Annotated in this window: 21 protein-coding genes and 3 pseudogenes; 10 read left to right on the forward strand and 14 right to left on the reverse strand. The window is 58.0% G+C overall.

All coding sequences use genetic code 11. From position 1 onward, the window contains the following. Positions 1-49: 49 nt before the first annotated feature. Positions 50-955, forward strand: coding sequence for a LysR family transcriptional regulator (locus tag AC2FLZ_RS08780; protein WP_480553958.1), 906 nt, complete (start codon positions 50-52; stop codon positions 953-955). A gap of 98 nt (positions 956-1,053) precedes the next feature. Then, positions 1,054-1,839 (forward strand): inositol monophosphatase family protein, encoded by a 786-nt coding sequence (locus tag AC2FLZ_RS08785; RefSeq protein ID WP_480625220.1) that lies wholly within the window; start codon positions 1,054-1,056, stop codon positions 1,837-1,839. 18 nt (positions 1,840-1,857) lie between these two features. Here AC2FLZ_RS08785 and AC2FLZ_RS08790 read toward each other — a convergent pair whose 3' ends face one another. Continuing rightward, positions 1,858-2,601, reverse strand: a complete 744-nt coding sequence (locus AC2FLZ_RS08790) for a rhomboid family intramembrane serine protease (RefSeq protein WP_480493652.1) — start codon at positions 2,599-2,601, stop codon at positions 1,858-1,860. 42 nt (positions 2,602-2,643) lie between these two features. Then, positions 2,644-6,042 carry a bifunctional proline dehydrogenase/L-glutamate gamma-semialdehyde dehydrogenase PutA gene (putA, locus tag AC2FLZ_RS08795; RefSeq protein ID WP_496715268.1) on the reverse strand — a complete coding sequence of 1,133 codons (3,399 nt, stop codon included), beginning with the start codon at positions 6,040-6,042 and terminating at the stop codon, positions 2,644-2,646. A gap of 108 nt (positions 6,043-6,150) precedes the next feature. Here putA and AC2FLZ_RS08800 point away from each other — a divergent pair, with 108 nt between their 5' ends. The 4 genes and pseudogenes from AC2FLZ_RS08800 to AC2FLZ_RS08815 all read left to right on the forward strand — a co-directional run. Further along, positions 6,151-6,633: an Lrp/AsnC family transcriptional regulator gene (locus tag AC2FLZ_RS08800; RefSeq protein WP_480475581.1), complete on the forward strand. Its 483-nt coding sequence runs from the start codon at positions 6,151-6,153 to the stop codon at positions 6,631-6,633. Between the two features lie 30 nt (positions 6,634-6,663). Further along, the gene (locus AC2FLZ_RS08805) at positions 6,664-7,230 is read left to right on the forward strand and encodes a tetratricopeptide repeat protein (RefSeq protein ID WP_496715266.1); all 567 of its coding nucleotides are present in this window, start codon (positions 6,664-6,666) and stop codon (positions 7,228-7,230) included. Positions 7,231-7,349: 119 nt separating this feature from the next. Next, positions 7,350-7,796 (forward strand): annotated as a pseudogene (locus AC2FLZ_RS08810) (integrase core domain-containing protein); the annotation flags it as partial. A 34-nt stretch (positions 7,797-7,830) separates the two neighbouring features. Continuing rightward, a pseudogene (locus tag AC2FLZ_RS08815) lies at positions 7,831-8,007 on the forward strand (D-lactate dehydrogenase); the annotation flags it as partial. A 19-nt stretch (positions 8,008-8,026) separates the two neighbouring features. Here the strand turns inward: AC2FLZ_RS08815 and AC2FLZ_RS08820 are convergent. Both AC2FLZ_RS08820 and gph read right to left on the reverse strand, forming a co-directional pair. Beyond that, positions 8,027-9,730: a SulP family inorganic anion transporter gene (locus AC2FLZ_RS08820; protein ID WP_480553962.1), complete on the reverse strand. Its 1,704-nt coding sequence runs from the start codon at positions 9,728-9,730 to the stop codon at positions 8,027-8,029. 329 nt (positions 9,731-10,059) lie between these two features. Then, positions 10,060-10,719, reverse strand: coding sequence for a phosphoglycolate phosphatase (gene gph / locus AC2FLZ_RS08825; protein ID WP_480553963.1), 660 nt, complete (start codon positions 10,717-10,719; stop codon positions 10,060-10,062). 218 nt (positions 10,720-10,937) lie between these two features. Between gph and hemP the strand changes: the two genes are divergently transcribed. Together hemP and AC2FLZ_RS08835 are read left to right on the forward strand one after the other, a co-directional pair. Continuing rightward, positions 10,938-11,105 carry a hemin uptake protein HemP gene (gene hemP, locus AC2FLZ_RS08830; RefSeq protein WP_480554139.1) on the forward strand — a complete coding sequence of 56 codons (168 nt, stop codon included), beginning with the start codon at positions 10,938-10,940 and terminating at the stop codon, positions 11,103-11,105. Between the two features lie 11 nt (positions 11,106-11,116). Continuing rightward, on the forward strand, positions 11,117-11,578 hold the full coding sequence (locus tag AC2FLZ_RS08835) for a hypothetical protein (RefSeq protein WP_496882085.1): 462 nt from the start codon (positions 11,117-11,119) through the stop codon (positions 11,576-11,578). 49 nt (positions 11,579-11,627) lie between these two features. Here AC2FLZ_RS08835 and AC2FLZ_RS08840 read toward each other — a convergent pair whose 3' ends face one another. The 8 genes and pseudogenes from AC2FLZ_RS08840 to AC2FLZ_RS08875 form a co-directional block, all read right to left on the reverse strand. Continuing rightward, on the reverse strand, positions 11,628-14,693 hold the full coding sequence (locus AC2FLZ_RS08840; protein ID WP_496882086.1) for an aminotransferase class III-fold pyridoxal phosphate-dependent enzyme: 3,066 nt from the start codon (positions 14,691-14,693) through the stop codon (positions 11,628-11,630). Positions 14,694-14,800: 107 nt separating this feature from the next. Then, a pseudogene (locus AC2FLZ_RS08845) lies at positions 14,801-15,679 on the reverse strand (NAD(P)-dependent oxidoreductase); the annotation flags it as partial. A gap of 95 nt (positions 15,680-15,774) precedes the next feature. Then, positions 15,775-16,164 (reverse strand): Cu(I)-responsive transcriptional regulator, encoded by a 390-nt coding sequence (gene cueR / locus AC2FLZ_RS08850; protein ID WP_209504709.1) that lies wholly within the window; start codon positions 16,162-16,164, stop codon positions 15,775-15,777. Further along, a complete protein-coding gene (locus AC2FLZ_RS08855) occupies positions 16,161-18,629 on the reverse strand; it encodes a heavy metal translocating P-type ATPase (RefSeq protein WP_496882087.1) in 2,469 nt (822 codons plus the stop codon). The genes cueR and AC2FLZ_RS08855 overlap by 4 nt, the downstream gene beginning before the upstream one ends. A 79-nt stretch (positions 18,630-18,708) precedes the next feature. Next, positions 18,709-19,473, reverse strand: a complete 765-nt coding sequence (locus AC2FLZ_RS08860) for an SDR family NAD(P)-dependent oxidoreductase (protein WP_496882088.1) — start codon at positions 19,471-19,473, stop codon at positions 18,709-18,711. Beyond that, positions 19,470-20,402 carry an SDR family oxidoreductase gene (locus tag AC2FLZ_RS08865; RefSeq protein WP_496715253.1) on the reverse strand — a complete coding sequence of 311 codons (933 nt, stop codon included), beginning with the start codon at positions 20,400-20,402 and terminating at the stop codon, positions 19,470-19,472. Before AC2FLZ_RS08865 ends, AC2FLZ_RS08860 begins: the two co-directional genes overlap by 4 nt. Further along, complete coding sequence (locus AC2FLZ_RS08870; protein WP_480553968.1) at positions 20,399-21,301, reverse strand: bile acid:sodium symporter family protein; 903 nt, start codon at positions 21,299-21,301, stop codon at positions 20,399-20,401. Before AC2FLZ_RS08870 ends, AC2FLZ_RS08865 begins: the two co-directional genes overlap by 4 nt. Beyond that, positions 21,298-22,614, reverse strand: a complete 1,317-nt coding sequence (locus tag AC2FLZ_RS08875; RefSeq protein WP_480493660.1) for a flavin-containing monooxygenase — start codon at positions 22,612-22,614, stop codon at positions 21,298-21,300. Before AC2FLZ_RS08875 ends, AC2FLZ_RS08870 begins: the two co-directional genes overlap by 4 nt. Before the next feature lie 65 nt (positions 22,615-22,679). Here AC2FLZ_RS08875 and AC2FLZ_RS08880 point away from each other — a divergent pair, with 65 nt between their 5' ends. Beyond that, positions 22,680-23,342: a TetR/AcrR family transcriptional regulator gene (locus AC2FLZ_RS08880; protein ID WP_480519061.1), complete on the forward strand. Its 663-nt coding sequence runs from the start codon at positions 22,680-22,682 to the stop codon at positions 23,340-23,342. Between the two features lie 220 nt (positions 23,343-23,562). Here the strand turns inward: AC2FLZ_RS08880 and AC2FLZ_RS08885 are convergent, their stop codons facing one another. Together AC2FLZ_RS08885 and AC2FLZ_RS08890 are read right to left on the reverse strand one after the other, a co-directional pair. Further along, on the reverse strand, positions 23,563-24,183 hold the full coding sequence (locus AC2FLZ_RS08885; RefSeq protein ID WP_480475608.1) for a pyridoxamine 5'-phosphate oxidase family protein: 621 nt from the start codon (positions 24,181-24,183) through the stop codon (positions 23,563-23,565). An 11-nt stretch (positions 24,184-24,194) separates the two neighbouring features. Continuing rightward, a complete protein-coding gene (locus AC2FLZ_RS08890; protein WP_480475610.1) occupies positions 24,195-24,659 on the reverse strand; it encodes a nuclear transport factor 2 family protein in 465 nt (154 codons plus the stop codon). Positions 24,660-24,962: 303 nt separating this feature from the next. On the opposite strand from AC2FLZ_RS08890, the gene AC2FLZ_RS08895 reads away from it, so the two are divergent. Beyond that, positions 24,963-25,526, forward strand: coding sequence for a TetR/AcrR family transcriptional regulator (locus AC2FLZ_RS08895; RefSeq protein ID WP_480493663.1), 564 nt, complete (start codon positions 24,963-24,965; stop codon positions 25,524-25,526). Positions 25,527-25,663 lie beyond the last annotated feature (137 nt).

Genomic DNA, 25,663 nt, shown 5'->3' on the forward strand with positions numbered 1-25,663 from the left:
TTGTGAGACAAACTCATATTATTCAACAACAACATGAACGATACTTGAGATGCACATTGAATTCCGGCACCTGCGAACCATCAAGGCGATCCATGAATGTGGTGGGTTGGCACGCGCTGCCGACCAATTGAACATCACCCAATCCGCATTGAGTCATCAGGTCAAAGGGTTGGAGGATCAGGCCGGGGTCGAGCTTTTTCTGCGACGTTCAAAGCCGATGAAGCTGTCAGCCGCCGGTTTGCGTCTGCTGCGGTTGGCCGAGCAGATCCTGCCGCAGGTCGAGGCGGCACAGAATGAGTTTTCATCGCTGCGGGACGGGCGTACCGGACGGATGCATATCGCCATCGAATGTCACGCGTGTTTCGAATGGCTGTTTCCGGTTCTCGAATCCTTCAGGAAATCCTGGGGCGACGTGGATGTAGATATTCGACCCGGTCTGGCCTTCGACGCCCTTCCAGCCTTGCAGAAGGAAGAGGTTGATCTGGTGGTCTCATCCGATCCCGAAGATCTGCCGGGTGTCGAGTTTGTGGAACTGTTTGACTACAACCCCGTCTTTGTCGCTGCATCAGCCCATCCACTGGCGGAAAAAGCCTATATCGAGGCTGAGGATTTCCGAGGCCAGACTCTGATCACCTACCCGGTGGAGCGCACACGTCTGGACGTGTTCAGCCAATTGTTGATCCCTGCACGGGTCGAACCTGCCTCGATCAGGCAGGTGGAACTGACAGCTGTCATCCTGCTTCTGGTGGCATCAAACCGAGGCATCTCGGTTCTGCCGGATTGGGTCGTGCGCGAGGTCAAATACAACTCGGACTATGTGACCCGGCCCCTGACTAAAGAGGGGATCACGCGTCGCCTTTATGCAGCGGTCCGATCAGATGATCTGGATAAACCCTACGTGCAGGAACTGGTGAAACTGGCCCGCGAAGAGGCGCGCAAGCTGCAATCCCGGTAGAGGCGTTTTCTGCGGGTCTGTTATGCGTATCATTCCTCTTGGCAAGGAAGCCTTGCGGCAGTATACGCGCGGTTTGACCGGACAGGAGCCCTTTTACAATGGTTGGCAGTGCAAATCTCAACATCATGATCAAGGCCGCGCGCAAGGCGGGGCGTTCTTTGGTCAAGGACTTTCGTGAAGTCGAGAATCTGCAGGTGTCGATGAAAGGCGCGGGCGACTTTGTCTCCAAGGCCGACATCGCGGCCGAGGCCATCCTGAAGGACGAATTGCTGGGCGCACGCCCGACCTATGGCTGGCTGGCCGAAGAGGGCGGTTCCATCGACGGAGAAGACCCGACCCGCCGCTGGATCGTCGATCCGCTGGACGGCACCACCAATTTTCTACATGGCCTGCCGCATTGGGCAATTTCGATTGCACTGGAACATAAGGGCAAGATCGTTGCTGGCGTGATCTATGATGCTGCCAAGGATGAGATGTTCTTTGCTGAAAAAGGCGAAGGTGCGTGGATGAACGACACCCGAATTCGTGTGTCGGGGCGTCACCGCATGATTGAATCGATCTTTGCAACCGGCCTGCCCTTTGGGGGTCGTTCTGACCTGCCTGCAACCCTGCAGGATCTGGCGCGTCTGATGCCCGCCTGCGCCGGCGTGCGCCGTTGGGGGGCTGCGGCGCTCGACATGGCATATGTGGCCGCGGGTCGGTACGAAGGTTTCTGGGAACGCCGCCTGAACGCGTGGGATGTTGCCGCCGGTATCATCATCGTGAAAGAGGCAGGCGGCTTCGTACAGGCCCTGAACCCCGAAGGCAATGTGCTGGAAGATGGTGAAGTGATCTGTTCGAATGAACCGATATTTGATCAATTCGCCAAAGTCATCCGGGGCTGATCGTCCCTTAGCCCAGCTTTATCGACGCGGAACGCGCGGAATACGTGACTGCGACAGCTTGTACGTTGCCTCTGGGTGGGGCGGGTGCCCGTGCGTGCGGTTCCAAAACTGCACGCCACCGCGCCGCAGCCACAATGGCACGCATAGGAGCAGGCCCACGGCAAACCCGCCGGTATGGGCCCAATAGGCGATACCGCCTTCGTCCGGGTTGCTGGTGACGCTGCCAAAGAACTGAATCGCCAGCCATACGCCCAGCATGATGAAAGCGGGGATGGTAAAGACCCTGAAATAGACAACCAGGATCAGCAGAATATCCACACGCGCCTTGGGAAACAGCAGCAGGTATCCACCCATGACACCTGCAATCGCGCCCGAGGCGCCGACGGTAGGCACCTGAGAGTCCGGCCCTGTAACCACATGGATCAGACCTGCGCCGATACCTGCGACCAGATAGAACAGCAAAAAGGGCAGATGGCCCATTTCATCTTCCAGATTGTCGCCGAATATCCATAAGAACAGCATGTTCCCGGCCAGATGCATCCATCCCCCATGCAGGAACATGGATGTCACAAGGGTTTCCAGACCAACCCCATCACTGACCCGCGCCGGGATGATGGCATAGTCGAAGAACAGCCGGTTGATAAGTGGCGCATCATTCATGATCCCCACATAGCTGAGGAAGATCAGGATGTTGGCCGCCAATAAGGCGTAGACAACATAAGGCGTGCGCCCTGAGGGGTTATGGTCGCGGATCGGAAACATGAGGTGACGCTGGGCTTTTGCGCGCCCAGCGTCAAGGCAAGCTTATGCCGCACCTCCCAACAACGCAGCGTTTCCACCGGCTGCGGTCGTATCGACACACACATGGCGTTCACCCAGCACACGCGCGCGGTCGGGTCTGCCCGGAATCAGGGGCACAATGGGACCGTTCCGGCGGGCCAGGTGCTGTTCGATCTGCTGCGCGGTTTCAGCGTCGCCCCACCAAAGGACACCCGAGATACCGGTCAGGTTCTCCAACCGGTGAAGGTCAAGCATTCCGGTTGCCTGAATGGCCGTGCCACCCAGCGCCAGTACGGCGTCAGCCTGCGCGCGCGCTGCCGTTTCCCCCGGCCCCATGCACAGAAGAGGCGGGCGGGGATATTCGCTCAGCCGGTTCGATTCTCCGGTTGGGCCGGGCAGAGAACGGGTCCGGATTGGGGCAGGCTGGCCCTGAGGAGCAGGTAGGTCTCCCAAATGCTCCCAGGTTTCTGTCGTGGTTTGCCGATCCGGTGCACAGAACCGGGCCATGTAATTCGGGCCGCCCGCCTTCGGACCGGTGCCTGACAGCCCTTCACCGCCAAAAGGTTGGGAGCCAACGATGGCACCGATCTGATTGCGGTTTACATAGATGTTTCCGGCATGGATAGCTTCGGTCACATGCTGCACCCGGTCGTCGATCCGGGTTTGCAGGCCAAAGGTCAGCCCGTATCCGGTTGCGTTGATATCCGCGATGACCTTGTCGATCTCCTGCGCTTTGAATCTTACCACGTGCAACACGGGGCCAAAAATCTCACGCTTCAGCGCGGCAATGCCCGAGATTTCGATCAACGTTGGGGCAACAAAGATGCCTTCGGGCGGCAGCGGCAGCTCTTTCAGAACGCGCCCTTCGGCCCGTGCCGTAGCGACGTGATCGGCGATGACCTGCTGGGCCTGCGCGTCGATCACCGGGCCGCAATCGGTAGAGATCAGCCAGGGGTCCCCGATGCGCAGGGCATCCATTGCCCCTTTGAGCATGGTCAGCACGTCATCTGCGATATCCTGTTGCAGGTACAGGCATCGCAGTGCCGAACACCGCTGGCCTGCGGATTGAAAGGCACTTTCAATGATCGATTGCACGGCCTGTTCCGGAAGTGCAGTGCTGTCAACGATCATGGCGTTCAGGCCGCCGGTTTCCGCGATCAGCGGGGTGCCGGGGCGCATGGACCCAGCCATTGCCGACCGTATCCTGAGAGCGGTTGCCGTTGAACCGGTGAAGGCCACGCCCGAGACGCGCGCATCCGATGTCAGCGCCGCGCCCACGGCCGGACCACCCGGCAGCAATTGCAGCGCGTCGCGCGGCACACCAGCCTCATGCAGCAATTGAATGGCGCGGTGCGCGATCAGGGGTGTCTGCGGCGCAGGCTTGGCCAAAACGGCGTTCCCGGTCGCCAAAGCAGCCGAAATCTGCCCGGAAAAAATCGCCAGCGGGAAGTTCCACGGGCTGATGCAGGTAAATATGCCAGCGGGCTCGGCATCAGGAATGTTGGCGGCGTAGTAACGTAGGAAATCCACCGCCTCACGCAGTTCCGCCACCGCGTCGGGCAGCGACTTGCCAGCCTCACGCGTCAGCAGGGCGAACAACTCGCCGTAATGTGTTTCATAAAGATCGGCGGCAGAGTTCAGGATACGGGCACGTTCGACTGCCGGGGCCTGCCATGGCTTTGCCGAAGCCAGCGCCAGTTCCACATCTGCTTCACTCGCCGGAGCCACCGCGCCGGGCTTGTCGGCAGGATTCGCCGGGTTGATTACCTGCTCATCCGCTTGGGGTTTGGCAGCGTCAGCCAGCAAGGGTTGTGCATACCAGTGATACGCGCGGAACTGGTCCCGCGCTGCGTCAACCTTGTCCAGCGTCGGGGTGTGGTGCAGATCGAAGCCCTTGGAATTGGGGCGATCCGGCTGGAACAGTTCGGGGCCGGTGGGCAGCGGGGGCGGAGGCGTTTGAACAGTAACAAACGGATCTGCGGCAACCACTTCCGGCGGGACGTTATCGTCGACAATCTGGTTGACGAAGGATGAGTTCGCTCCGTTTTCCAGCAGACGCCGCACAAGGTAGGCCAGCAGGTCACGATGTGCGCCAACCGGTGCATAAATGCGGCAGCGGGTCTTCTGCCTGTTCATCACAAGCTGATGCAATGTCTCGCCCATGCCATGCAGGCGCTGAAATTCAAAAGGCTGACCTTCGGCCATGTGCAGGATGGCGCTGACTGTATGGGCGTTGTGGGTGGCGAATTGCGGATAGATCCGGTCTGTCATGCCCAGCAATTTGCGCGCATTGGCGATATAGGACACATCGGTGACCGCCTTGTGGGTGAAGACGGGAAAGCCGTCCACACCTTCGACCTGCGCGCGTTTGATCTCGGTATCCCAATAGGCGCCTTTGACCAGACGGACCATCAGCTTGCGATCGTGGCGTTCCGCCATGTCATAGAGCGTGTCCAGAACCAGCGACGCGCGTGGCCCATAAGCCTGAACCACGATGCCGAACCCATCCCAGCCGGCCAGCGCCGGATCGGACATCACCGCCTCAATCACCTGCAGTGACAAAGACAGGCGATCCGCCTCTTCGGCGTCGACGTTTAGCCCCATACCAGCGGCCTTGGCCAAAAGGGCCAGCGCCCGCAGTCGGGGAACCAGTTCATCCATCACGCGCTTTTCCTGCGCCAATTCATAACGGGGATGCAGGGCTGACAACTTGACTGAAATTCCCGGGTTGGCGCGGATATCCTCATGGGTGCAGGCTTCGGCGATGACCGAGATGGCGCGTGAATACGACAGGTGATATCGCGCGGCGTCCGCCTCGGTTCGCGCGGCCTCTCCCAGCATGTCGTAGGAGTAGGTATATCCCTTGTTTTCCATCCCGCGCGCACGCTCCATCGCGGCGTTGATGGATTCACCTAACACGAATTGCCGCCCCATTTCCTTCATCGCCCGCGACACGGCGGTACGGATCACGGGTTCACCCAATCGCTTGATGGCCCCGCGCAGGGCGCCAACAGGCGAGGCCTTGCCTTCGTCCAGAACCTTGCCCGTCAGCATCAGCGCCCAAGTTGAGGCGTTCACCAAGGATGAAGACGAGTGCCCAAGATGCTTGCCCCAGTCCGAAGGGGCAATTTTGTCTTCAATCAACGCGTCAATCGTGTCGGCATCCGGCACGCGCAACAGCGCTTCGGCCAGGCACATCAGGGCGACGCCTTCGTCGGTGGACAGGCCGTATTCGGCCAAAAACACCTCCATCAACCCCGGAGACGTGCTGGAGCGGATGTCGCGCACAAGCTGCGCGGCGGCGGCGCTGATGGCGGCGCGGTCTGTGGCGCTCAGGCTGGCCTGAGAGATCAGGGTTTCAAGGATCGCCGACTGGTCAGCATAGGTTGAGGTGTCGATTAATGTACGCAGGGTATGAGACATGAGTCCTCCGGTCTTTGTGCCAATATACCTGCGAAAACTCAGGACAATCGCCTGAGTTTACGATAATTGAAGGCGGAACACCTGAAATTTCGCCAGAGAGCAGCACAAATGAACTTTCCTGACCTGGACCGGTTTGACCGGTCGATTCTGAGAATTCTGGCCGAGGATGGGCGCATTTCGGTCGCCGATCTTGCGCGCGAAATTGGTCTGTCGAAATCACCGACACAGGCGCGCCTGAAACGGCTTGAAGCAAGCGGGGTGATCAAAGGATACCGGGCGATGCTGGATCCGATCAGACTGGGGCTGGACCACGTTGCCTTTGTCGAAGTGCGCCTGACCGATACCCGCGAAAAGGCACTGGCCGAGTTCAATGCGGCTGTCCGAAAAACTGCCGAGGTCGAGCAAGCCCATATGATTGCTTCGAATTTCGACTATTTGTTGAAGGTCCGCACAGCCACGATGTCAGAGTATCGTCGTGTTCTGGCCGAAAAGATTTCATCCATGCCGCATGTCGCCAGCACCTCGACCTTTGTGGCGATGGAGGCGGTTAAGGAAGCCGGCAGTTTGGGTGGGTTCGAGCATCAGGCTTGACGGATCAGGATTACGAGCCATCCTTGGTACATGACACACGCTTTCCTCTCTGCTCTTTCTGTTGTTGCCTTGTCTTGTGCGGCGCACGCCCAGTCCTGCCCTGATGCTCCGGATCATTCAGAAGGTGTGGATGCGCTAATCAATCAGGTTCAGAAGGCAGAATCGCAAAATGATGCGCGCGCCATTTCCAACCAGATGTGGGAGCTTTGGACGGACGCGCCGGATGCGCGTGCGCAAGGCTTGCTGGACCGGGGAATGGCACGGCGGGAGGCTTGGGATTTACTGGGCGCGTTGGAAGAGCTTGACCAGCTTGTCGATTACTGCCCGAACTACGCCGAAGGCTACAATCAGCGCGCATTTGTGAACTATCTCAGACAAGACTTCGCTGCTGCCTTGCAGGATCTGAATGTCACTATCGAGTTGTCGCCGAACCACATAGGTGCGCTGAGCGGTCGCGCCTTGTCATTGTTGGGTCTGAAGCGCCTTGACGACGCGCGCTCTGCCCTTGCCGAGGCGCTAGAACTTAACCCATGGCTGTCAGAGCGGGCATTGTTAGAACCCGGCGGTCTTTTGGAACCGCCCGGTCAAGATATCTGACGCAGGGTTTTCGAAAGAACCGCAAGGGAAACCGAACCTTTTTGCGGGCAAACTGGTTGTGTTGGACCCCTTCGGAGTTGTTGGCTGGCTATCCAGTGGTATGGGTTCTGACTGGCGTGGGCGTGTATCGGACGCTGAACATCATTGACGAATACACCAGCGAGGCGCTGATGATCCGCGTCGATCGTAAGCTCAACTCAACAGATGTGCTGAATGCATTGACTGACCTGTTCATCCTCCGCGGCCCGCCGGCATTCATAAGATCCGACAATGGGCCGGAATTTATCGCCCAGAAGGTGCGGGAGTGGATTGCAGCTGTCGGGGCGAAGACGGCTTACATCGAACCGGGATCACCCTAGGAGAACAGTCATTGCGAAAGCTTCAACGCCCGGTTCCGGGACGAGCTGCTCAACGGCGAAATCTTCTAAAGCCTAAAGGAGGCGCAAACTCTGATCGAGCAATCTCGTATCCACTACAACACCGTCAGGCCGCACAGCGCGTTGGGCTCCTGCCCGCCTGCGCCCGAAAGCATCGTCCCGATAGACCAGAGGCCCACGATGCACTAACAAACAAACCGGACTACCCGATAGGGGCACGCGACCGAGCGCGCTGAAGGCGGGAATGCTGGCCCTGTTTGACGAGTGCGGTGCGGAAAATTCTGCCGAAAAATATGTGGGGCACATGTACAAAGCCAAACCCGATTTGGCTGCGCATTACAAATGCCGCGATCCGGCCAACTCTTTCAATCCGGGGAACGGGAAGATGTCCAGGGCGTGAAGCTGCAGGTGATTAACGGTCACATGGGATTTGGGCGCGTGTGATAGGCATCCAGCAGGGCTTTGCCGTTTTCATAAAACGCAGTTTCACCAATCAGTTCTGTGATGCCGTAGCGATCCAGCTCGGCTTTCACATCTGGCTCGACCAGCGTGAAAACCAGCCGTATCCCCTTGGATCGCAGGAAATTGGCGATACTGCACAAAGTGAATCCGGCTGTGAAATCGACAACGTCAATTGCCGAGGCGTCGATGCAGAACCATGTCAGTTTGCCGTCTGCGTTCTGAACGATTGTTGTCACTTCCTCGGTGAAAATCTGCATGTTCGCGTAGTACATACCGTGGGAAAACCGGTAGATTACCAGACCGGGCTCGAACTGGTTTGGCGCTTCCAATCCCTTTGAGCGCCAGCCACCGGACTCGGTGCGCAATACTACCGAATTCTTTGGGTGATATCCCCTGCGCGTGTGGTCGACCAGAGACAGGACCATGGCAAAAATGACGCCTTGCTCGACCCCAACCAGAACGACCACGGTGGCAGTTGCCGTGGCAACCCAGAACTCGGACCGGGCCTGCCTGTAAATTGTTGCCATTCCGTGCAGGTCGATCAGCTTGAGACCGATCAGGAAAACGATGGCCGACAGTGCTGCTGTGGGAAGATATGCTAAAGGCTTGGTCAGAAACAGGATAACCAACAGAACTATTACCACTGTTGTCAGTTGCGCTACCTGGCTGCGCCCTCCGGCGCTGGCGACCATCTCGGTCTTTGTGGGGCTGCCATTGACCACGAATGTCCCCGTGAATGCGGCTCCGAAATTCGCAAGACCCAGTCCGATCAGGTCCGTGTTTTCGTTGAATGTCTCATCATATCTTGAGGCGTATGCCCGCGATGTGGCGGCGCTTTGTGCCAGAATGACAACGAAGATGGACAGGGCCGTGGGAAGCAGTTGTTTGAACAAGGTCCAGCTCCACTGCACGTCCGGGATCGAGAAGGAGGGCAAACCGCCGGCAACCTCTCCCAACACCGAGATTCCGGAAGTGCCGAATGAAAAGGCCCAACTGCACAGGACCACCCCGACTATGGCAACCAATGGCCCCGGGATTTTGCGCGAAAGTCTTGTGCATCCTAGGACAATGCCCAGCACGGCTGATGAGACGATCACGGTTGGCCACTTGACGTTGGATATGTTGAAATAAACGTCCTTCAATCTCGCAAGTGTTCCGTGCCCAGCGGATTCGATGCCCAACAATCCGGGGATTTGACCTGTCGCAACCTGAATGCCTACGCCGGTCAGAAAGCCGACCAATACCGTTCTGGACAGGAAATCGGCCAGAAACCCCAGTCCTATGACACGCGCACCTATCAGAAGCATGGCAGCCATAAGTGCCAGCAAGGACGCAAGTGCCAGATACTCGGAGGTTCCGGACACCGCCAAGCCCGCCAGCCCCGAGGCGGTGATGGCTGCTGTCGCCGAATCGGCACCGACAACAAGGTGTCGGGAAGAGCCGAACAGCGCAAACAGAGCCATTGGAATCAGGATTGTATACAGCCCGGACATGACCGGTGTGCCGGCGATTTTGGTGTAACCCATGACTTCGGGGATCGCGAGACAGGCAAAACTCAGACCAGCCAGCATTTCCGCCGGAAGGCGCGCACAGTCAAAAGGCAGAATGCCCTGCAGGACTTGCAGATGCGCCGCTCTCTGATTTCTGGCCTGTTTTTCCATGGGTTACCTTTCACCCGCATTCAGCTTGCGAACTGAATGTTCGAACCGTCAAGCCATCTTATAGGCAAATTTTCACAGGTAAATTGGGTGGCCTGAATTGCTGTTTTTTCCAGTTTTACAGTTATTTTCGCCGAACTACGGGAATCCCCCAATTTCGCTGGCTGCCGATCGGGGGTACACATGACTTACCGTACTTACCACACACAAACACGGTATTTACTTTCCCCGATGAGGGGCTGGTCACACCCCCTCGACCGGCCCCTCTTAACTTTTAGGGGTTCGCGAAAGCCCAAGCCATTCGTTTGATGACTGACATCGTGTGAACGTACTTAGTTCTGGATCAATTTGGTCACGAGTGTCGGCAGTGTTTCGGACGCACTGTACGCAACGGTGTGCGGTATACTGGCCACCGGGGTTTTGCGGTACCCTTCCGTGAACAACAGAAACGGTATCCTGGCGTTTACAGCTGTTTCTGCGTCGACTTCGCTGTCGCCGACATACAAGCGTGTGCCCGAGGTCCCAAGTGCTTTGAAGCTTTCCAGCAGGTGGCCCGGATCCGGTTTGCGAATTGGCAATGTATCACCGCCGAAAACAACGTCGAAGAACCGGGATAGGTTGAGCGCCTCCAGCACGTGACGTGCGGGTGCTTCGGGTTTGTTGGTGCAGATACCAAGAACGCACCCCATCTGTTTCAGTTTTTCCAGGGCTTCGGGAACTCCGGGATAAGGCACGGTCGTTGCACTGACGGCCGCATTATAATGCTTCAGTGTCTGTTGTGTGAGTTCCGCGTGGCGATCCATGGGCAAATCACAGTGTCGCATCAGGCGCTCGACCAGTTTGGGAAGGCCATTGCCAACAAACCCTCTGATCACATCAACGGGTATAGGATCGTGACCGACGCCATTCAGCGTTTTATTGGCCGCTGCTGCCAGGTCCCCGACGCTGTCGACCAACGTTCCATCCAGATCAAAAACAACTGCTGCGGTCACGTTTTGCTTGCCTTTCAATACTTGTCCCAAGTCTTAACCCGTCGTTTTCAGGGGCGCAATCGGCTCAATGACACCTGATTTGAAACAGCGCTTGACTTACCTTACTAAAACAATCAGATTTAATGTCAGAAACGGAAAGCCAACCCTCTCGGGTCAGCCAGATCAAACGAAACGCAACAGGTATGGCACCATGCCGACTCGCTCTGGAGATGCCCCCGATGAATGCACAGAACCCGACCCCAACCCAAGGTTATGCTGTCTCGATGCTGCCTGCGCACAAGGCCGAGGATTTGACCAAGGGTGGCCACCTGGCACATATCGAGTTGGGCGACCAATTGTATACCCTGCGCATCACCCGTGCAGGTAAACTGATCCTGACGAAATGAGCGCGCATTCAATGCGCGGAGGTGCCGCGGTCGGCCGTCTGGCGGACCTTGATCCAGTCGAAGCGGGTGCGGTGATGTATCTGCGGATGTGGAGTCAGGGCGAAAGGGGTCGCGCTGATGTCGCGAGCGATTTTCGCATAGCGCTGGGATCAGATTATGGGCGTGCCGCCATGCTGACACTGGATCGCCTGTGTTCGCTTTGTGCTACGCATTGTCGACGTCCGTTAATCAGGCACGGTCTGGGGTGTGCATGTCTGGGCGCAGATGAGAGTTGTTTTGCCCAGATGGTTGCCGCCGCATCCGAAGGGGCACGCGAAGACGCGATGATGATAGCGTCGCTGATCGTGCGTCCGGATTTTGCGCCTGCTCTGGCATCCCTGTCGGAGGAACTGGGCCTGACGCTCCGGCGTATGACAACGGGAAATGCGATTCCGACGACAGGCCGCGATACCCGCACTGCCGTTTTGCATTGACTGTGCTTGCAGGACGGTCAAACCCCGGCAAAGCGCCGGGGTCAATCCTTCAGCAGCACCCGCATCCCGCATGGTGATGGTCGTGATCGCAAACCGGAGCAGGAGAGAAGTCACCGACCTCGGACAGCACGTCCCTTAGCGCCCACAGGATCATGTCCACATCCTCGGCCTCAATCGTCAGCGGTGGGCGGATTTTCAGGATGTTGTCCCTTGGTCCCTCACTGCCGATCAGAATTCGATGATCGCGCATCCGGTTTTTGACATAGCTGCAAATCTCAGTTCCTTCGGTTCCGTCGGGATTGATCAGCTCAACACCCAGAAACAGCCCCATGCCCCGTACATCGCCAACACAACCAAAGTCGCTTTCGATCTGGCGCAGCCCGGTCATCAGGCGGTCACCCATCTGACGTGCATTGTCCTGCAGGCCCTCGTCATCGACGATATCCAATACTTCCTTGCCGATCCGGCAAGACAGCGTCGATCCGCCAAAGGTCGAGAAGAATTCAATCCCGTTATTGAAGCTGTCGGCAATCGCCCGCGTCGTGACCAGCACACCCAGAGGGTGCCCGTTACCAATTGGCTTACCCATCACCACGATATCAGGAAGCGCGCCCTGATGTTCAAAGCCAAAGTAATATTCACCCAGGCGACCCAGACCCGTTTGCACCTCATCTGCAATGCAGACACCCCCGGCGGCACGGATTTTTTCATAAACCGCAGGCAGGTAACCCTTGGGCGGAATGATCTGTCCACCGACAGACGGGAAAGTTTCAGCGATGAACCCGGCCAGACCCTGACCCCGGTCCTGCAAGGCAGCAATGGCCGGGTCCACAAGATCGGCAAACTTCTGCGCCCGATCCGCATCGTCACGCTTGAACGAACCGCGATAGTCGTCCGCAACCTCGACCAGTTCGACCCAGTCGGCTTTCCCGATGCCACCGGGTTTGTTGAACTTGTAGGCCGATATCGCCACAGCCGCATTCGTATTGCCGTGATAGCCATGGTCTGGCGTCACGATCCCCTTGGCGCCGGTATGGGCACGGGCAAGCCGCAGGGCCAGTTCGTTCGCTTCAGTTCCGGAATTGACGAAGAAGCAGACCTCGAAGTGATCGGGCAGTTTGGACAGGATCTTGTCAGCAAAAGTTGTCTGTGCCGGATGCAGGTAGCGGGTATTCGAGTTCATCCGCTTCAACTGATCCGCCGCTACAGCTTGAATGCGGGGATGCGCATGACCCACATGAGGGACGTTGTTATAGGCGTCCAGATAGGGGCGGCCCCATTCGTCAAACAGGTGATGTTTCCACCCGCGTACGAGCATGACAGGGTCATCATAAGTCAGCGACAGGTTGCCGCCAAAGTGATCGCGGCGACCCTGCAGGATCGCCTGTTTGTCGGTGGGTTGGTAGAAAACCTTGTCATCCGGCAGGTTCAGTAAGGCCGCCGGGTTCGGGCAGACTGCGTGCCACAACTCCATCTCATCCGGATCGCCGACACCGGGCCAATCCGCCTCCATGCCATTGGTTGTCAGCGCCAGCTGGAAATGCACATGCGGTGCCCATCCGCCATTCTGGCTGGCGTCGCCCAACCGGGCGAACGCCGCCCCCTGTGCCACCGGATCGCCGGGTTTCAACCGGTCACAGCATTCCGGGTCCAGATGACCATAGAGCGTGTAGAACGGATCGCCATCCGGCGTTCCATGGTGCAGGATTATCACCGCACCGTAATCGAGGTGCTGATCTCGGTTCTCGACCACTTCGACCCGCCCGCTCATTGGCGCATGCAGCACTGTCCCGGCAGGTGCAAACACATCTACCGCCAGATGCACTGTTCGCCGATCCGAGGCTTTCCAAGGCCCTTTGCGAAATCCCGGCTCGGCATAGATCAGGCGGGGTTCGTTGTAATAGCCCAGCCACAGCCCTTCGCCGTATTCTTCACCAACATGTGCGGCCTCGGCCAATGGCATGTGGAAAGGGTTCTGGGGCCACACACAATTTTCAACCGACAACGACCCCATAGGAACATCGCTTAGGTCCTGACCGAACAGTTGGGAAAACCGGCCGCGATGTTCTTGCAGATACGCATGGATGCGTTCTGCGCCGTCCACGACCGGCAGCCCGCACGCTGCCCGAAGACGCGCAGACATCAGTCCGCCGTTGACGGATGCATTCTCAAGAAACCACCACGCAGGTGCCTGCGAGATTGTCACATATGGATCGTCCGGGTTTTCGACCGCCATCAGGGTCGAGTTGAGGACAGATACTGCCAGTCGCATCCGCAGCAGAGGCCAGATCAGGTCGATCTCCTCGGCTTGCAGTCGGTTTGCGGCATGGTACCCCCGTATGAGAGCAGTTAATGCCCGCTCGGGTCTGGCATGATCTAGCACCACATAGGCCCCGGCGATCGCAAGGTCACAGACGCGCGGTGCTGCACACATGTCACCCAGATCAATCAGGCCGGAAACCCGCCTCCGCTCGCCCAATTCGCCTTCAACCAGAACGTTATAATCATTGGCGTCGTTGTGAATGGCCTGTTTCGGCAGGCCCTCAAGCCTATCCGTGATCGCCGTGAATTCGTTGCAGATATCCCGAAGCAACGCCCGACGCGCGGGATCGCTGATGGCGCCCAGCTTGTCATTGATCCAACTCGCTTGCGTCAGGTCCCATTTGAAATCTGGGCGGTGCAAAGCTTCATGCTGAAACCCCTCCAGCGCGCGATCTGTTGCGCCCACAACACGACCCAATTTCAGGATCAGCTCTTCGGATTTCGGGTTCGCTTGTGCATAGCAGCGCCCGGGCAGGCGTTCCTGCAACCACACCAGCCGCGATTTCCCTTCGGAATCGGAAATTTCCGGCAACATTGCGCCGTTCAACGCCGGGAACACCTTGGGAAACGGCAACCCCGGTGCTTCCGAGGCGATATGCGCAAGCGCTTCGATTTGAAGATCTACCAGGCCCGCGTCACACCCCGCGCGCATGACTTTCAGCACATAGTCCTGGCCATTTCTGGCCTGCGCCAGAAAGTTTAGGTCATACTCGCCATCCAGCCGGGTCAACCGTGCGTCCAGCCCCCAGTGTTGGCGCAGCGCGTCTGCCCAGAAGTTCACCAAATCGCTCATTTCTTTCTCCGTCCCGCTCATCCGGGATCCTCTTCATCTGGCCGGAAATATCCTCGGGGGTGAATTGGCCCAAAGGGACAAGAGGGGGCAGACAGCCCCCTGGCCCCTCAATCCAAGGCACGCAAACGTTTGAACAGCGATGACGTATCCCATCGTCCGCCGCCCAGTTTCTGCACGTCCTTGTAGAACTGATCGACCAGAGCGGTCACCGGCAGAGACGCACCGGTTTCATTGGCCGTATCCAGACAAATCCCCAGATCCTTGCGCATCCAGTCAACAGCAAAGCCATGTTCGAACTGATCATCCAGCATGGTTTCATACCGGTTTGCCATCTGCCAGCTGCCCGCCGCACCCTGGCTGATCACCTCAACAACGGCCTTTCCGTCCAAGCCCGCTTTTTCGGCAAAGTGCAATGCTTCACTGAGACCCTGAACCAGTCCGGCAATCGCGATCTGGTTGCACATCTTGGTCATCTGGCCCGCGCCGCTGGCTCCGAGTCGACGGCAGATTTTGGAATAGACGTTCATCACCGGTTCAGCCGCATCATAAGCTGCCTGATCGCCGCCACACATAATTGAGAGAACGCCGTTTTCAGCGCCCGCCTGACCGCCCGAAACGGGGGCATCCACAAAAGCGATACCCTCAGATTGGCCAGCCGCATAAAGTTCGCGCGTGACCTTTGCCGAAACTGTCGTGTGGTCGACAAAAATGGCCCCGTCGGACATGCCCTGAAACGCGCCGCCCTCGCCGGTGCAAACCGCGCGAAGGTCGTCGTCATTACCGACGCAGGCCATGACAAACTCAGCACCCGTGACGGCGTCTTCCGGAGTGGTCGCCATCGCGCCGCCATGCTGCGCGACCCAGGCCTCGGCCTTGGTAGTCGTACGGTTGTAAACGGTGACGTCATGGCCTGCGGCTTGCAGATGTCCGGCCATGGGATAGCCCATGACACCAAGGCCAAGGAACGCGACTTTTGCCATTTTGTGATCCTCTCCGCTGTTCGGTCGGCTTCAGCGAAACAGGCCTGACCGAAATCTCTGGCGAAGACAAAGCAAAGCTGCGCCCAAAGGGCAACCCCAAGTCAGCCTTTCCCACCCAGATCTCGTAGGATTGGGCAATCGGGCCGGTCGTCCCCGGCGCAGGCGTCGATCAAGTGACTTAGCGTATCGCGCATGGCGTTCAGGTCTGCGATCTTGGTTTCGATCTGAACAAGATGGTCGCGTGCAACCTGTTTCACGTCGGCACTGGCACGGGTCTCATCTTCGTAGAGTGCCAGCAGGGTCCGGCAATCCTCGATGGTGAACCCAAGCGCCCGGGCGCGACCCAGAAAGTTCAGCTTATGCACGTCCTGGTCGCGAAACCGGCGATAGCCATTGTCGTCGCGCATTGGTTTGATCAGGTTAATGTCCTCATAATACCGGATCGTCTTGGCGGGCAGGCCAGTGCGGGCGGAAACATCTCCGATGTTCATGCGTGCACCTCTTTGGTGGCCGTACCTGATGTTTCCGGCAGGCTGGCGCGAATGCGGCGCAGGCGCAGCGCATTCGAGACCACAAAAACGCTCGACAGTGCCATTGCACCAGCCGCCAGTGCAGGGGATAGCAGATAGCCGCCAAACGGGTACAGCGCACCGGCAGCCACCGGTATCAGAAGGACATTGTATCCGAAGGCCCAGCCCAAATTCTGGCGAATATTCTTCATTGTCCGGCGGCTGATCTCGGTCGCATTCGCGACGCCCCGCAAATCACCGGACATGAGGACAACGTCGGCTGTTTCGATGGCCACATCCGTGCCGGTACCGATGGCGATGCCGATATCAGCCGCCGCAAGAGCGGGGGCATCGTTGATCCCGTCACCGACAAAGGCCAGCACTCCGAACCGGTCCCGCAAAGCCGTTATTGCATCTACCTTGCCATCAGGCAGTACCTCGGCAGTGACATGATCAATCCCCAGCCGGTCGGCCAGAGCCTGCGCCGTGCGCGCGTTGTCACCGGTGATCATGGCCACGGTTAGCCCCATTTGGTGCAACCGGTCCAGCGCCTCCACTGTGCCGGGCTTGATCGGGTCAGAAACGGACAAAGTGGCCGCCGCCTGCCCATCCAGAGCCACGAACAGAGGAGTTGCCCCTTGAGCGGCACGGGTTTCGGCCTTATCCGTCAGAGCTCCAAGGGTGATCCCACTCTGCTGCATCAACCGGTGCGACCCGATTAACACGTCGCGGCCTTCGACCAACCCTTGCAGGCCAAGCCCGGTAAGCGAACGGACATCCGATGCCTCTGGCAGTGTCGCGGGCCCCGCTCGGGTGATGGCGGAAGCGATCGGGTGTTCCGACCTTGCCTCAAGGGCTGCGGTCAGCCGTAGAACCTCCTCCCGGTCAAACCCCTTAGCCGTTGTCACGCTGTCCAGTTCGGGGCGCCCCAGCGTCAGGGTTCCGGTCTTGTCCAACGCGACGACGCGCGCCTGCTGAAGCTGTTGCAACGCATCCCCCTTGCGGAACAAAACGCCCATTTCTGCCGCACGCCCGGTGCCCACCATGATCGAGGTTGGGGTCGCCAACCCCATTGCGCAGGGGCAGGCGATGATCAGAACTGAAACACCTGCGACAAGCGCAAGGGGAAGGGCCGGGCTGGGGCCGAAGATCAGCCAGAGCGCGACGGTGATCACCGCAACAGCGATGACCGCAGGAACAAAGCGATAGGTAATCCGATCCACCAACCCCTGAATAGGCAGTTTCGCGCCCTGCGCCTGCTGCACCATACGAATGATCTGTGCCAGAGCCGTGTCGCCACCGACCCGGGTGGCGCTTACCCGTAGAGCGCCGGTGCCATTCACGGTGCCGCCGACAACAGGCGCTCCCACCGACTTGCCAACAGGCACAGGCTCGCCCGTGATCATGCTCTCATCAACGTAAGAGGTGCCTTCAAGCACTTCGGCATCCACCGGTACACGCTCGCCGGGGCGGATGTGCAGGATATCTCCGACAACGATTTCGGCGATTGGCCGGTCCTGTATCTGTCCGTCCAGTTCGACCCGTGCGGTTTTTGGTTGCAAACCCACCAGTTTTCGGATCGCAGCCCCTGTTTTGCCTTTGGCGCGTGCCTCCATCAACCGGCCGAGAAGGATCAGAACCACGATCACCGCGGCCGCTTCGAAATAGACATTGGCCGTACCCTGCGGCAGCAGGTCGGGCGCGAAAGTGGCCGTGACCGAATACAGATAAGCCGCGCCGGTCCCAAGTGCTACCAACGCGTTCATGTCCGGCGTGCCCTGCATCAGCGACGGGATACCTTTGCGGTAAAACACACGGCCCGGTCCGATCAGCAAAGCCGAGGTCAGGGCAAATTGAATCAAATGGCTCGTCTGCGTTCCAATGGTCGCCTGTATCCAATGGTGGAAGGCGGGGATCACGTGCCCGCCCATCTCAAGAATGAATACGGGCAGGGCCAGTGCCGTTGCCAGTATTGTGGAACGGACCAGCCGCTGAATTTCATCGTCTTCCCGGCTTTCTGGTTCCGCAACGCCTTGGATACGCGCGGGGTATCCAATTCCGGTAACAACCTGAGCCAGCGCCTCGGGCGTAGTTGCAGCTGTGGCGTAAGTCACCGAAGCCGTCCGAGTTGCCAGATTGACCTGCGCTTCGATCACGCCAGCGGTGGACGCCAACGCGCGCTCGATCTTGCCAACGCAGGATGCGCAGTTCATGCCCTCGATGCTCAGATCCGCATGACTTGTTTCAGCCGGATAGCCGGCTGCATCCAGCGCCGCAGTCAGGGACGAAACCGGCCCGTCAAATTCCACCTGCGCCGTCTTGGTCGCGAAATTGACCGAGGCCACATTAACACCAGATACATTACGCAGCGCAGCCTCGACACGGCCCACACAGGACGCGCATCCCATGCCGGTGACTTTCAGTTCTGTAAGTGCTTTTTGCGCCATGCGACTCATCCCACGTGGTTTTCTGCCCTCCAGATGGGGGTTCCAGTGACAGGAAGGTCAAGGGGGTCGCGGCAAAATTCTACGATCCCGGCCCGCGCATGTTACGCTCCATTAAGCGCTGATACAGGCGTGGTGACAGACGGTTGAGCCACCACGACATGTGTGCAACGCGTCCGACCGGGATCATGGGCTGCGATTTGTCCAGTCCGCGCAGGATCGCCACGGCGGCGCTCTCGGGGCTCATTTCGTCCATTCCGTCCTTGGCCGATCCGGGGCGCGCGGTTCCGTCGGGTTGCTCCATTGCGTTGTCGGGGTTGGTGGCCACAAAAGACGGCGCTGCAATCTGAACCTGAACGCCATGTGGCTTTTCTTCGGATCGAAGCGATTTGAAAAAACCCTCAAGCGCGTGTTTCGAGGCTGCATAAGCCGTGCGATGGCAGAGCGGAGCGAATCCAGCCACCGACGAGATAGCCAGATGCGTTCCCTTTGACACGCGGAGAGGCTGCAAGAATGCACGAGCCATCTCAACGGCTGCAAAATAGTTGATATCGAACAGTGCACGGTGACTGGCCGTGTCAGACTGGTCAAACCCCCGAATTTGCGTAACCCCGGCGTTGTAGATGACCAGATCAATGCTGTCGCTTGACGTGATCGCCCTTTGAATTGCGTTGGCAAGCTGTTCGGGGTCTGTCAGATCACAGGTAATTGGCAGTTGGTTCGGTTCTGTTTGGAGACCGGACACATCAAGATCCAACAGCACCACCCGCCACCCACGGGTTTGCAATGCGCGGCTTAGAGCCTGTCCCAAACCGCCCGCACCGCCGGAGATGACCGCGGTTTTCATAACCCGGCCTGCTGTTGCCAGAGCGCAAAAACCTCGGCGCTGGTTTTTTCGGGCACATAACCGAATTCAGATTTCAGGGCGGAGTTGTCCAGAACTGGCCGATATTGAAGGAACCGTACCTGTTCCGGCCCATAGCGAGATAAACCCAGTGGGCGCGCCACGGCTAGGGCCGCTTTCAACACCCATGCGGGCAGGCGCAGAACCGGTTTTCCCATGGCGCGGGCCAAGTCGGTCACGCCCATCGTGCCGTCACCGGCGACGTTGTAAATCCCGGTTGGCCCGTCGGTTGCTGCACGCTGAAGGATGCGTGCCAGATCCCGGGTCCAGATAAAGACAAACGGGCTTTCGCTGCCGGATACCGCCAGCAAACGTGGCTTGAGAAACAGGGCGGTGATCTGGTTTTCGGTTCCAGCCCCCAGAACCGTGCCCACGCGCAGAACAACCTGCTCAAGATCGGGGGCGGCGCTGCGGGCTTCGGCCAAAATCTCTTCGACCTGACGCTTGTGATCTGAATAAGGAAACTCGGGGTTGCCGCGCAATGGGTCGTCTTCGCGCAACGCTACAGGATTGTCTGCATGATAGCCATAAGCGGCACCGGAAGATGTGACGACCAATCTGCGCACCCCGTTTGCGATGGCGGCATTCACCACATTGCGCGTGCCTTCGACATCGACAGCATAGACTGCGGCGCGCCCCATCTTCGGCGGCGGCGTCACGACAGAAGCCAAATGCACAATCACATCCGGATTCACCTTGGCTATCACACGTGCAGGAGCGTCGCTTGTAACATCCATGGACAAAAATGAGGCGTCTTGCGGCAGGTTAACCGGGCGTTTCAGATCGGTTGCAAAAACCTCGTTCCCCACAAGTTCGGGCAACAGCGTTTGCCCGACCATCCCGGCAGCACCGGTAATCAGGATGCGGGTCATCGTGCGGCCTCGGTTCGTGCCATGACCGACGCCAAAGCCAGGCCCGAGATAGCGTGCCACACTCCCCAGAATGCGGCGACCACGGCCATGCCGCCAAGACCGTTGAAAAATGCAAAGATTAGGACAAGCCCAAGTCCAGAGTTCTGAATTCCGGTCTCAATGGTGATGGCGCGGCGATCGAAGGGGGACAGCCCGGTCAGAGTGGCCACAACCCAACCGCCCCCCAGCGCCAGGGCATTGTGAAGGATCACAAGCCCGGCAACAGCCCCGGCAAACCCAAGGAAAAAACCCCAGTTGGCAGCCAGAGCAAGTACGATAAACCCAGCAAAGATACCCATCGACAGAAGTTGCAGCGGTGTGCGCAACCGTGCCGTCAAGGCGGGGAGGCGTTGATTCAGCGTAATTCCCAGAACCAGCGGCAGGATCAGCATCAGACCGACCAGGATTGCGATCTGCATTGGGTCGATCTGGGTCTGTTGCAGGATTGCGCGGGTCGGTGGGTAAAGCCCGCCCCAAAGCGCAATGTTGAAAGGTGTCATAAAGATTGCACCGATGGTGGCGAAGGCTGTCATCGACACTGAAAGCGCTGCATTCCCGCCCGCGCGATGGGTGATGAAGTTCGAGATATTGCCCCCTGGGCAGGCCGCGACAAGGATCAGGCCAAGCGCAATTGACGGTTGCGGTGCGGTAATCCACACCATCACAAAGGTCAGCGCAGGCAGGACGACGAGTTGTGAAATCAATCCGACAACCACTGGTTTGGGCGCGCGCCTTAAACGGTCAAAATCCCGAGGCGTCAGGTCGATGGCGATCGAGAACATCACGATTGCCAGAATGGCATTCAACAGCGTCAGAGACGCCGGACTGAAATTCAGTGTGATCTGGTCAATGCCACTCATGCGATGGCCTTCCGCAGCCGGTCGATCCAGCCGGTGACAGCCTTTCTGTACGTATTCTTGTCCACGTAATAGGCCATGCGGGGCAGGTCGATATAGTTCATGCCTCCGGTGGCGCGCGTATAGTCTTTTTGCTTTTCTGCTTGCAGATCGGCTGCCACGGGGCAGCCGTGTCGAAGCCCCTTGATGTAGCGCGCCACCATCTCGGCTTGCTCGTGCCTGCCCTGCCAGCCCAGACCTGTGGCCTCGACCATGCCCAGCACGAACAGATCGTCCCGTTCGGGATGTATCGTGTTCAGATACAGATGCGGGGCATCGCCTTGCCAGTTCAGCAGGTCCTTGTCGATAAACGGGTAGTGCAGTTTGTATCCGGTCGCGGCGAGGATCATGTCATAGTCGTCGCAGGAGCCGTCCTTGAAATGCACGGTGTGGCCTTCCAGCCGTTTAATATCCGGGCGGATTCTCAGATCGCCATGGCCTGCGTGATACAGAACCAGCGAATTCACCACGGGGTGGCTTTCGTACAGCCTGTAATCCGGTTTGGGAAAGCCGTACTTCTGCGGATCGCCGACAAACCAGCCAAGGATCAGGCTGTCGACCTTACGCTTCAGCCACATCGGCAGACGGATCTTTCCGCCCATTGTGTCAGCGGGTTTGCCAAAGACGTATTTCGGGACGAAATAGTACCCGCGCCGCATCGACAGATCGCAGCGTTTCGCGTGATGGATCGCGTCCACTGCGATGTCACAGCCGGAATTACCTGCGCCCACGACCAACACACGCTTGCCGTCGAACTGACTGGGGTACCGGTATTGTGAGGCATGGATCAACTCGCCGTCAAACGTACCCGGAAAGCTGGGTACATTCGGTTCCGACAGGGTGCCGTTCGCAATGAGTACGCCGGCATATTCGGCCTGATGGTCGCCATCCTGATCCCGCCAGCACACGCGCCAACCGTCACCCGGATTGCCCAGCGGAGAGACCTGAGTGACTTCTGCATGGAATTTGTAATTCTCACGCAACCCGAAACGATCCGCAAATGCGCGGAAATAGTCGCGCATCGCCCGGTGCGAGGGGTACTCGGCGACTGCGTCATCCATGGGGAAATCCGCAAATTCGGTCATGCGTTTGGAAGAGATCAGGTGCGCCGACTCGTACATGGTTGATCTTGGGGCATCGATATCCCACAGACCGCCAACATCCGAATGCAACTCAAACCCCTGGAATGCGATCCCCTGTTCTTTCAGCACCTTGGCCGCGGCCAAACCCATTGGTCCCGCCCCGATCAGGGCGAATTCGTCGCGCGTTTCTGTCATGAACCCTCCCAAAGTTCGTGAGGTTTAAATTGAACGAACGACCAAAATAAGGCAAGATGAAATTCATGACGCTGAAAAACGTAGAAAAACCAAGACAAAGGGCACCGTCCAAGCGGTCTTTGGAAACCAAAGCGCGGATCATGGATGCCGCCGAAACAGTCTTTGCTGAACGCGGATTCGAAGGTGCGTCGATCCGCGATATCGCTGCGCTTGCAGGCGTTCAGGTTGGCCTTGTTCATCACCATGGCGGCGGCAAGGAGGAGCTGTTTTTTCGCGCCATAGCACGTCGTGCTGGCAAGCTGGCACAGATCAGAACCGATGCGCTGAACAGGGCCAAAGGGGCGGGTCCACTGACACTGCGCGGAATCTTGGACAGTTTTATCCGGCCTTATGTGGAACTGGCAGAAACAGGCGGTTCGGGATGGATGGCCTATGGGCGCCTTGTGGCGCATGTCTCGGTCGATCCCCGTTGGCGCGATGTCGCGGCAGAGTGTTTCGATCCGACCGCCCGGCTTTTTATCGACGAAATCGCTGCTCTTTATCCAGATGTTGACCCTGCGCTGCTGGCCAGCGGCCAGGTCTATTCCGTTTCGGCAATGCTGGCGCATCTCAACAGTGGCTGGCGGGTCGGGGCCCTGTCGCAAGGCGGCAGGGTGTCAGAAGTGGAACGCCTGATCGATTTTTGTGCAGCCGGTATCGAAGCGATGGTTCAGACCAGTCGCGGTTGAACGCGCGGCATTGCTATTGCTGCAAATGGTTGAACAGGATGGTGCTGAACACAGAAGGTGGTGATGTTCGGACGGCGCTAGGCGAAGCAAAAAAACCAAACATCATTATCATAAGGATCAGGGCCGCTCCGGCAAGGCACGCCGCAGAAAGCTGAAAGACCGAACGAACCATTGGCTTATTCCCTGTTTATACTCAATAAAATCTGTGGTGTCTTACGCGTCACGAGAGCTTTGACAGCTCTTGTTTCAGCCTTTCATTTTCAGCCTGCAACTGCGCGAGTTGCTGGCCCAAACTGTTCAGATGCGGTCGCAGTTCGGCTTCGGTGAAACGCGGCGTGATGTGGCGCGGGCAGTTCCAGTCAAGCGCCTCAACACGTATGATCACCGCCCGCTCTGCAGGGGCTTCGGCCTCTTCTGGATACAAGCTGGCAGCGGCGGCTTGACCCTCCGTGAATTCGACACGCCCCAGGATCTTTAAACGACGTTGATTGGCGTAATCCATCAGGATCAACGCGACCCGATCGTTGCCGTCCAGATTCCCGCGCGAGATATACTGTTTGTTACCCGAAAAATCGGCATATCCGATGGTTTGCGGCCCCAGTACTTTCAGAAACCCGACCGGCCCGCCGCGATACTGCACATAAGGCCAGCCTGTTTCAGACACCGAGGATTGATAAAACCCGTCGCGCGCCTGAATGAACTGTTTTTCCGGCTCGCCGATCAAATGGCCCTGTTGCGGGCCACTTTCAATGAATTTGGCATAGGTTTTTGCCGATCCCATCCGCTCCTGATGGGCACGGACGGTAGGGGTGAAGGTCAGTTCGGAAAACGCACGCGGCACGGTATGTCCTTTCAAAGACCCAGATCAGAAAGCCCGAGATGGTCATCGGGGCGTTCACCCAATGGCCAATGGAACAAGCGGTCGCTTTCGGCTATGGGGTGATCGTTCAGCGAGGCATGCCGATGCGACATGCGCCCGTCTTCGGCAAATTCCCAATTCTCGTTGCCATAAGACCGGAACCACTGACCGCTATCGTCGTGCCACTCGTAAGCGTAACGAACGGCGATGCGATTACCGGTAAAGGCCCAGAGTTCCTTGATCAGTCGATAGTCCAGCTCCTTGTGCCATTTACGGCTTAGGAAGGCGTGAATTTCGCCATGTCCTGACAGAAATTCCGCCCGGTTACGCCACTGACTGTCATCTGTGTATGCGGGGGTGACGCGGTCGGGATCGCGGCTGTTCCAGGCGTTTTCGGCCATGCGTACTTTTTGTGTGGCAGTTTCGAACGTGAAGGGGGGAAGTGGGGGGCGGGACATGGTGCAGGGGGCTTTCAGGTCAGAGAGGCGGCAAGGATGGCCAGTGTCAGAAGAAATGGAACGTACTGAGGGGGGAATATGCTGGCGCGACGTTTCATCGGTCAAATCCTCTGGTGTACTGATCGGTTAACTTTCTAATAAGGTGTACCGATCTGTTAACTTTTGCAAGGGGAAAAGCAGAAAATTTTCCGCGCGTTTCAAGGCGAGCCATGAATTCTAATGAAAACAATGATTTGTGTTAGGTCGGTTGTACTTCATGTTTCGGGGTAATATGTACAGAACGGTACACCATGGAGCCGAATCATGCGTCCAAACAAACGGGATGAACTTGTCAGCAAAGCCCTGAAGGTTTTTTACCGCGACGGGTTTCACGCGACCGGCATGGATAAGCTGGTGGCGGAAACGGGCGTGTCGAAAACGTCGATGTACAAACATTTCCGCACCAAGGAAGACCTGATCGTAGCCGCTCTGCGCCTGCGGGATGAGAATTTTCGCGAGTGGTTCTATCGGCGCATCGAAGAGATGGCAGAAACACCGGCCGAGCAACTCATCGCCAGTTTTGATGCCTTGAAGGAATGGTTCGAAGAGGATGGGTTCCGGGGCTGCATGTTCATCAAGGCCGGGGCTGAATATCAGGATACAGATCATCCGATCCATGTGCAGGCTGCCGAACATAAGCAGCTGTTGCTGGAGCATTTCACGTCCGTCGCCGAACAGGCTAGTGCGCGTGATCCTCAGAAACTCGCCAGCCAGATCGTGTTGTTGCAGGAAGGGGCAATCGTGTCCGCGGTTTTGCTCAAGAATTGTGATCCTGCGGAAGACGCCAGGGATGCAGCACAGCAATTGCTGGCATTGGCGCTGAGTTAATTTCCTTAAAAACAAGCAGGTTCTTTTAAAGCACCCCGCCAAAAACCTGAATCGTGTGGATTCCCATGAGAGCTGAATTGTGATTCATCCTGTTTGGGAGGATGGATCATGTCGGCACCTTTACCGGAAGCGCTTCG

The organism is Ruegeria sp. YKSF131 (assembly GCF_059612645.1).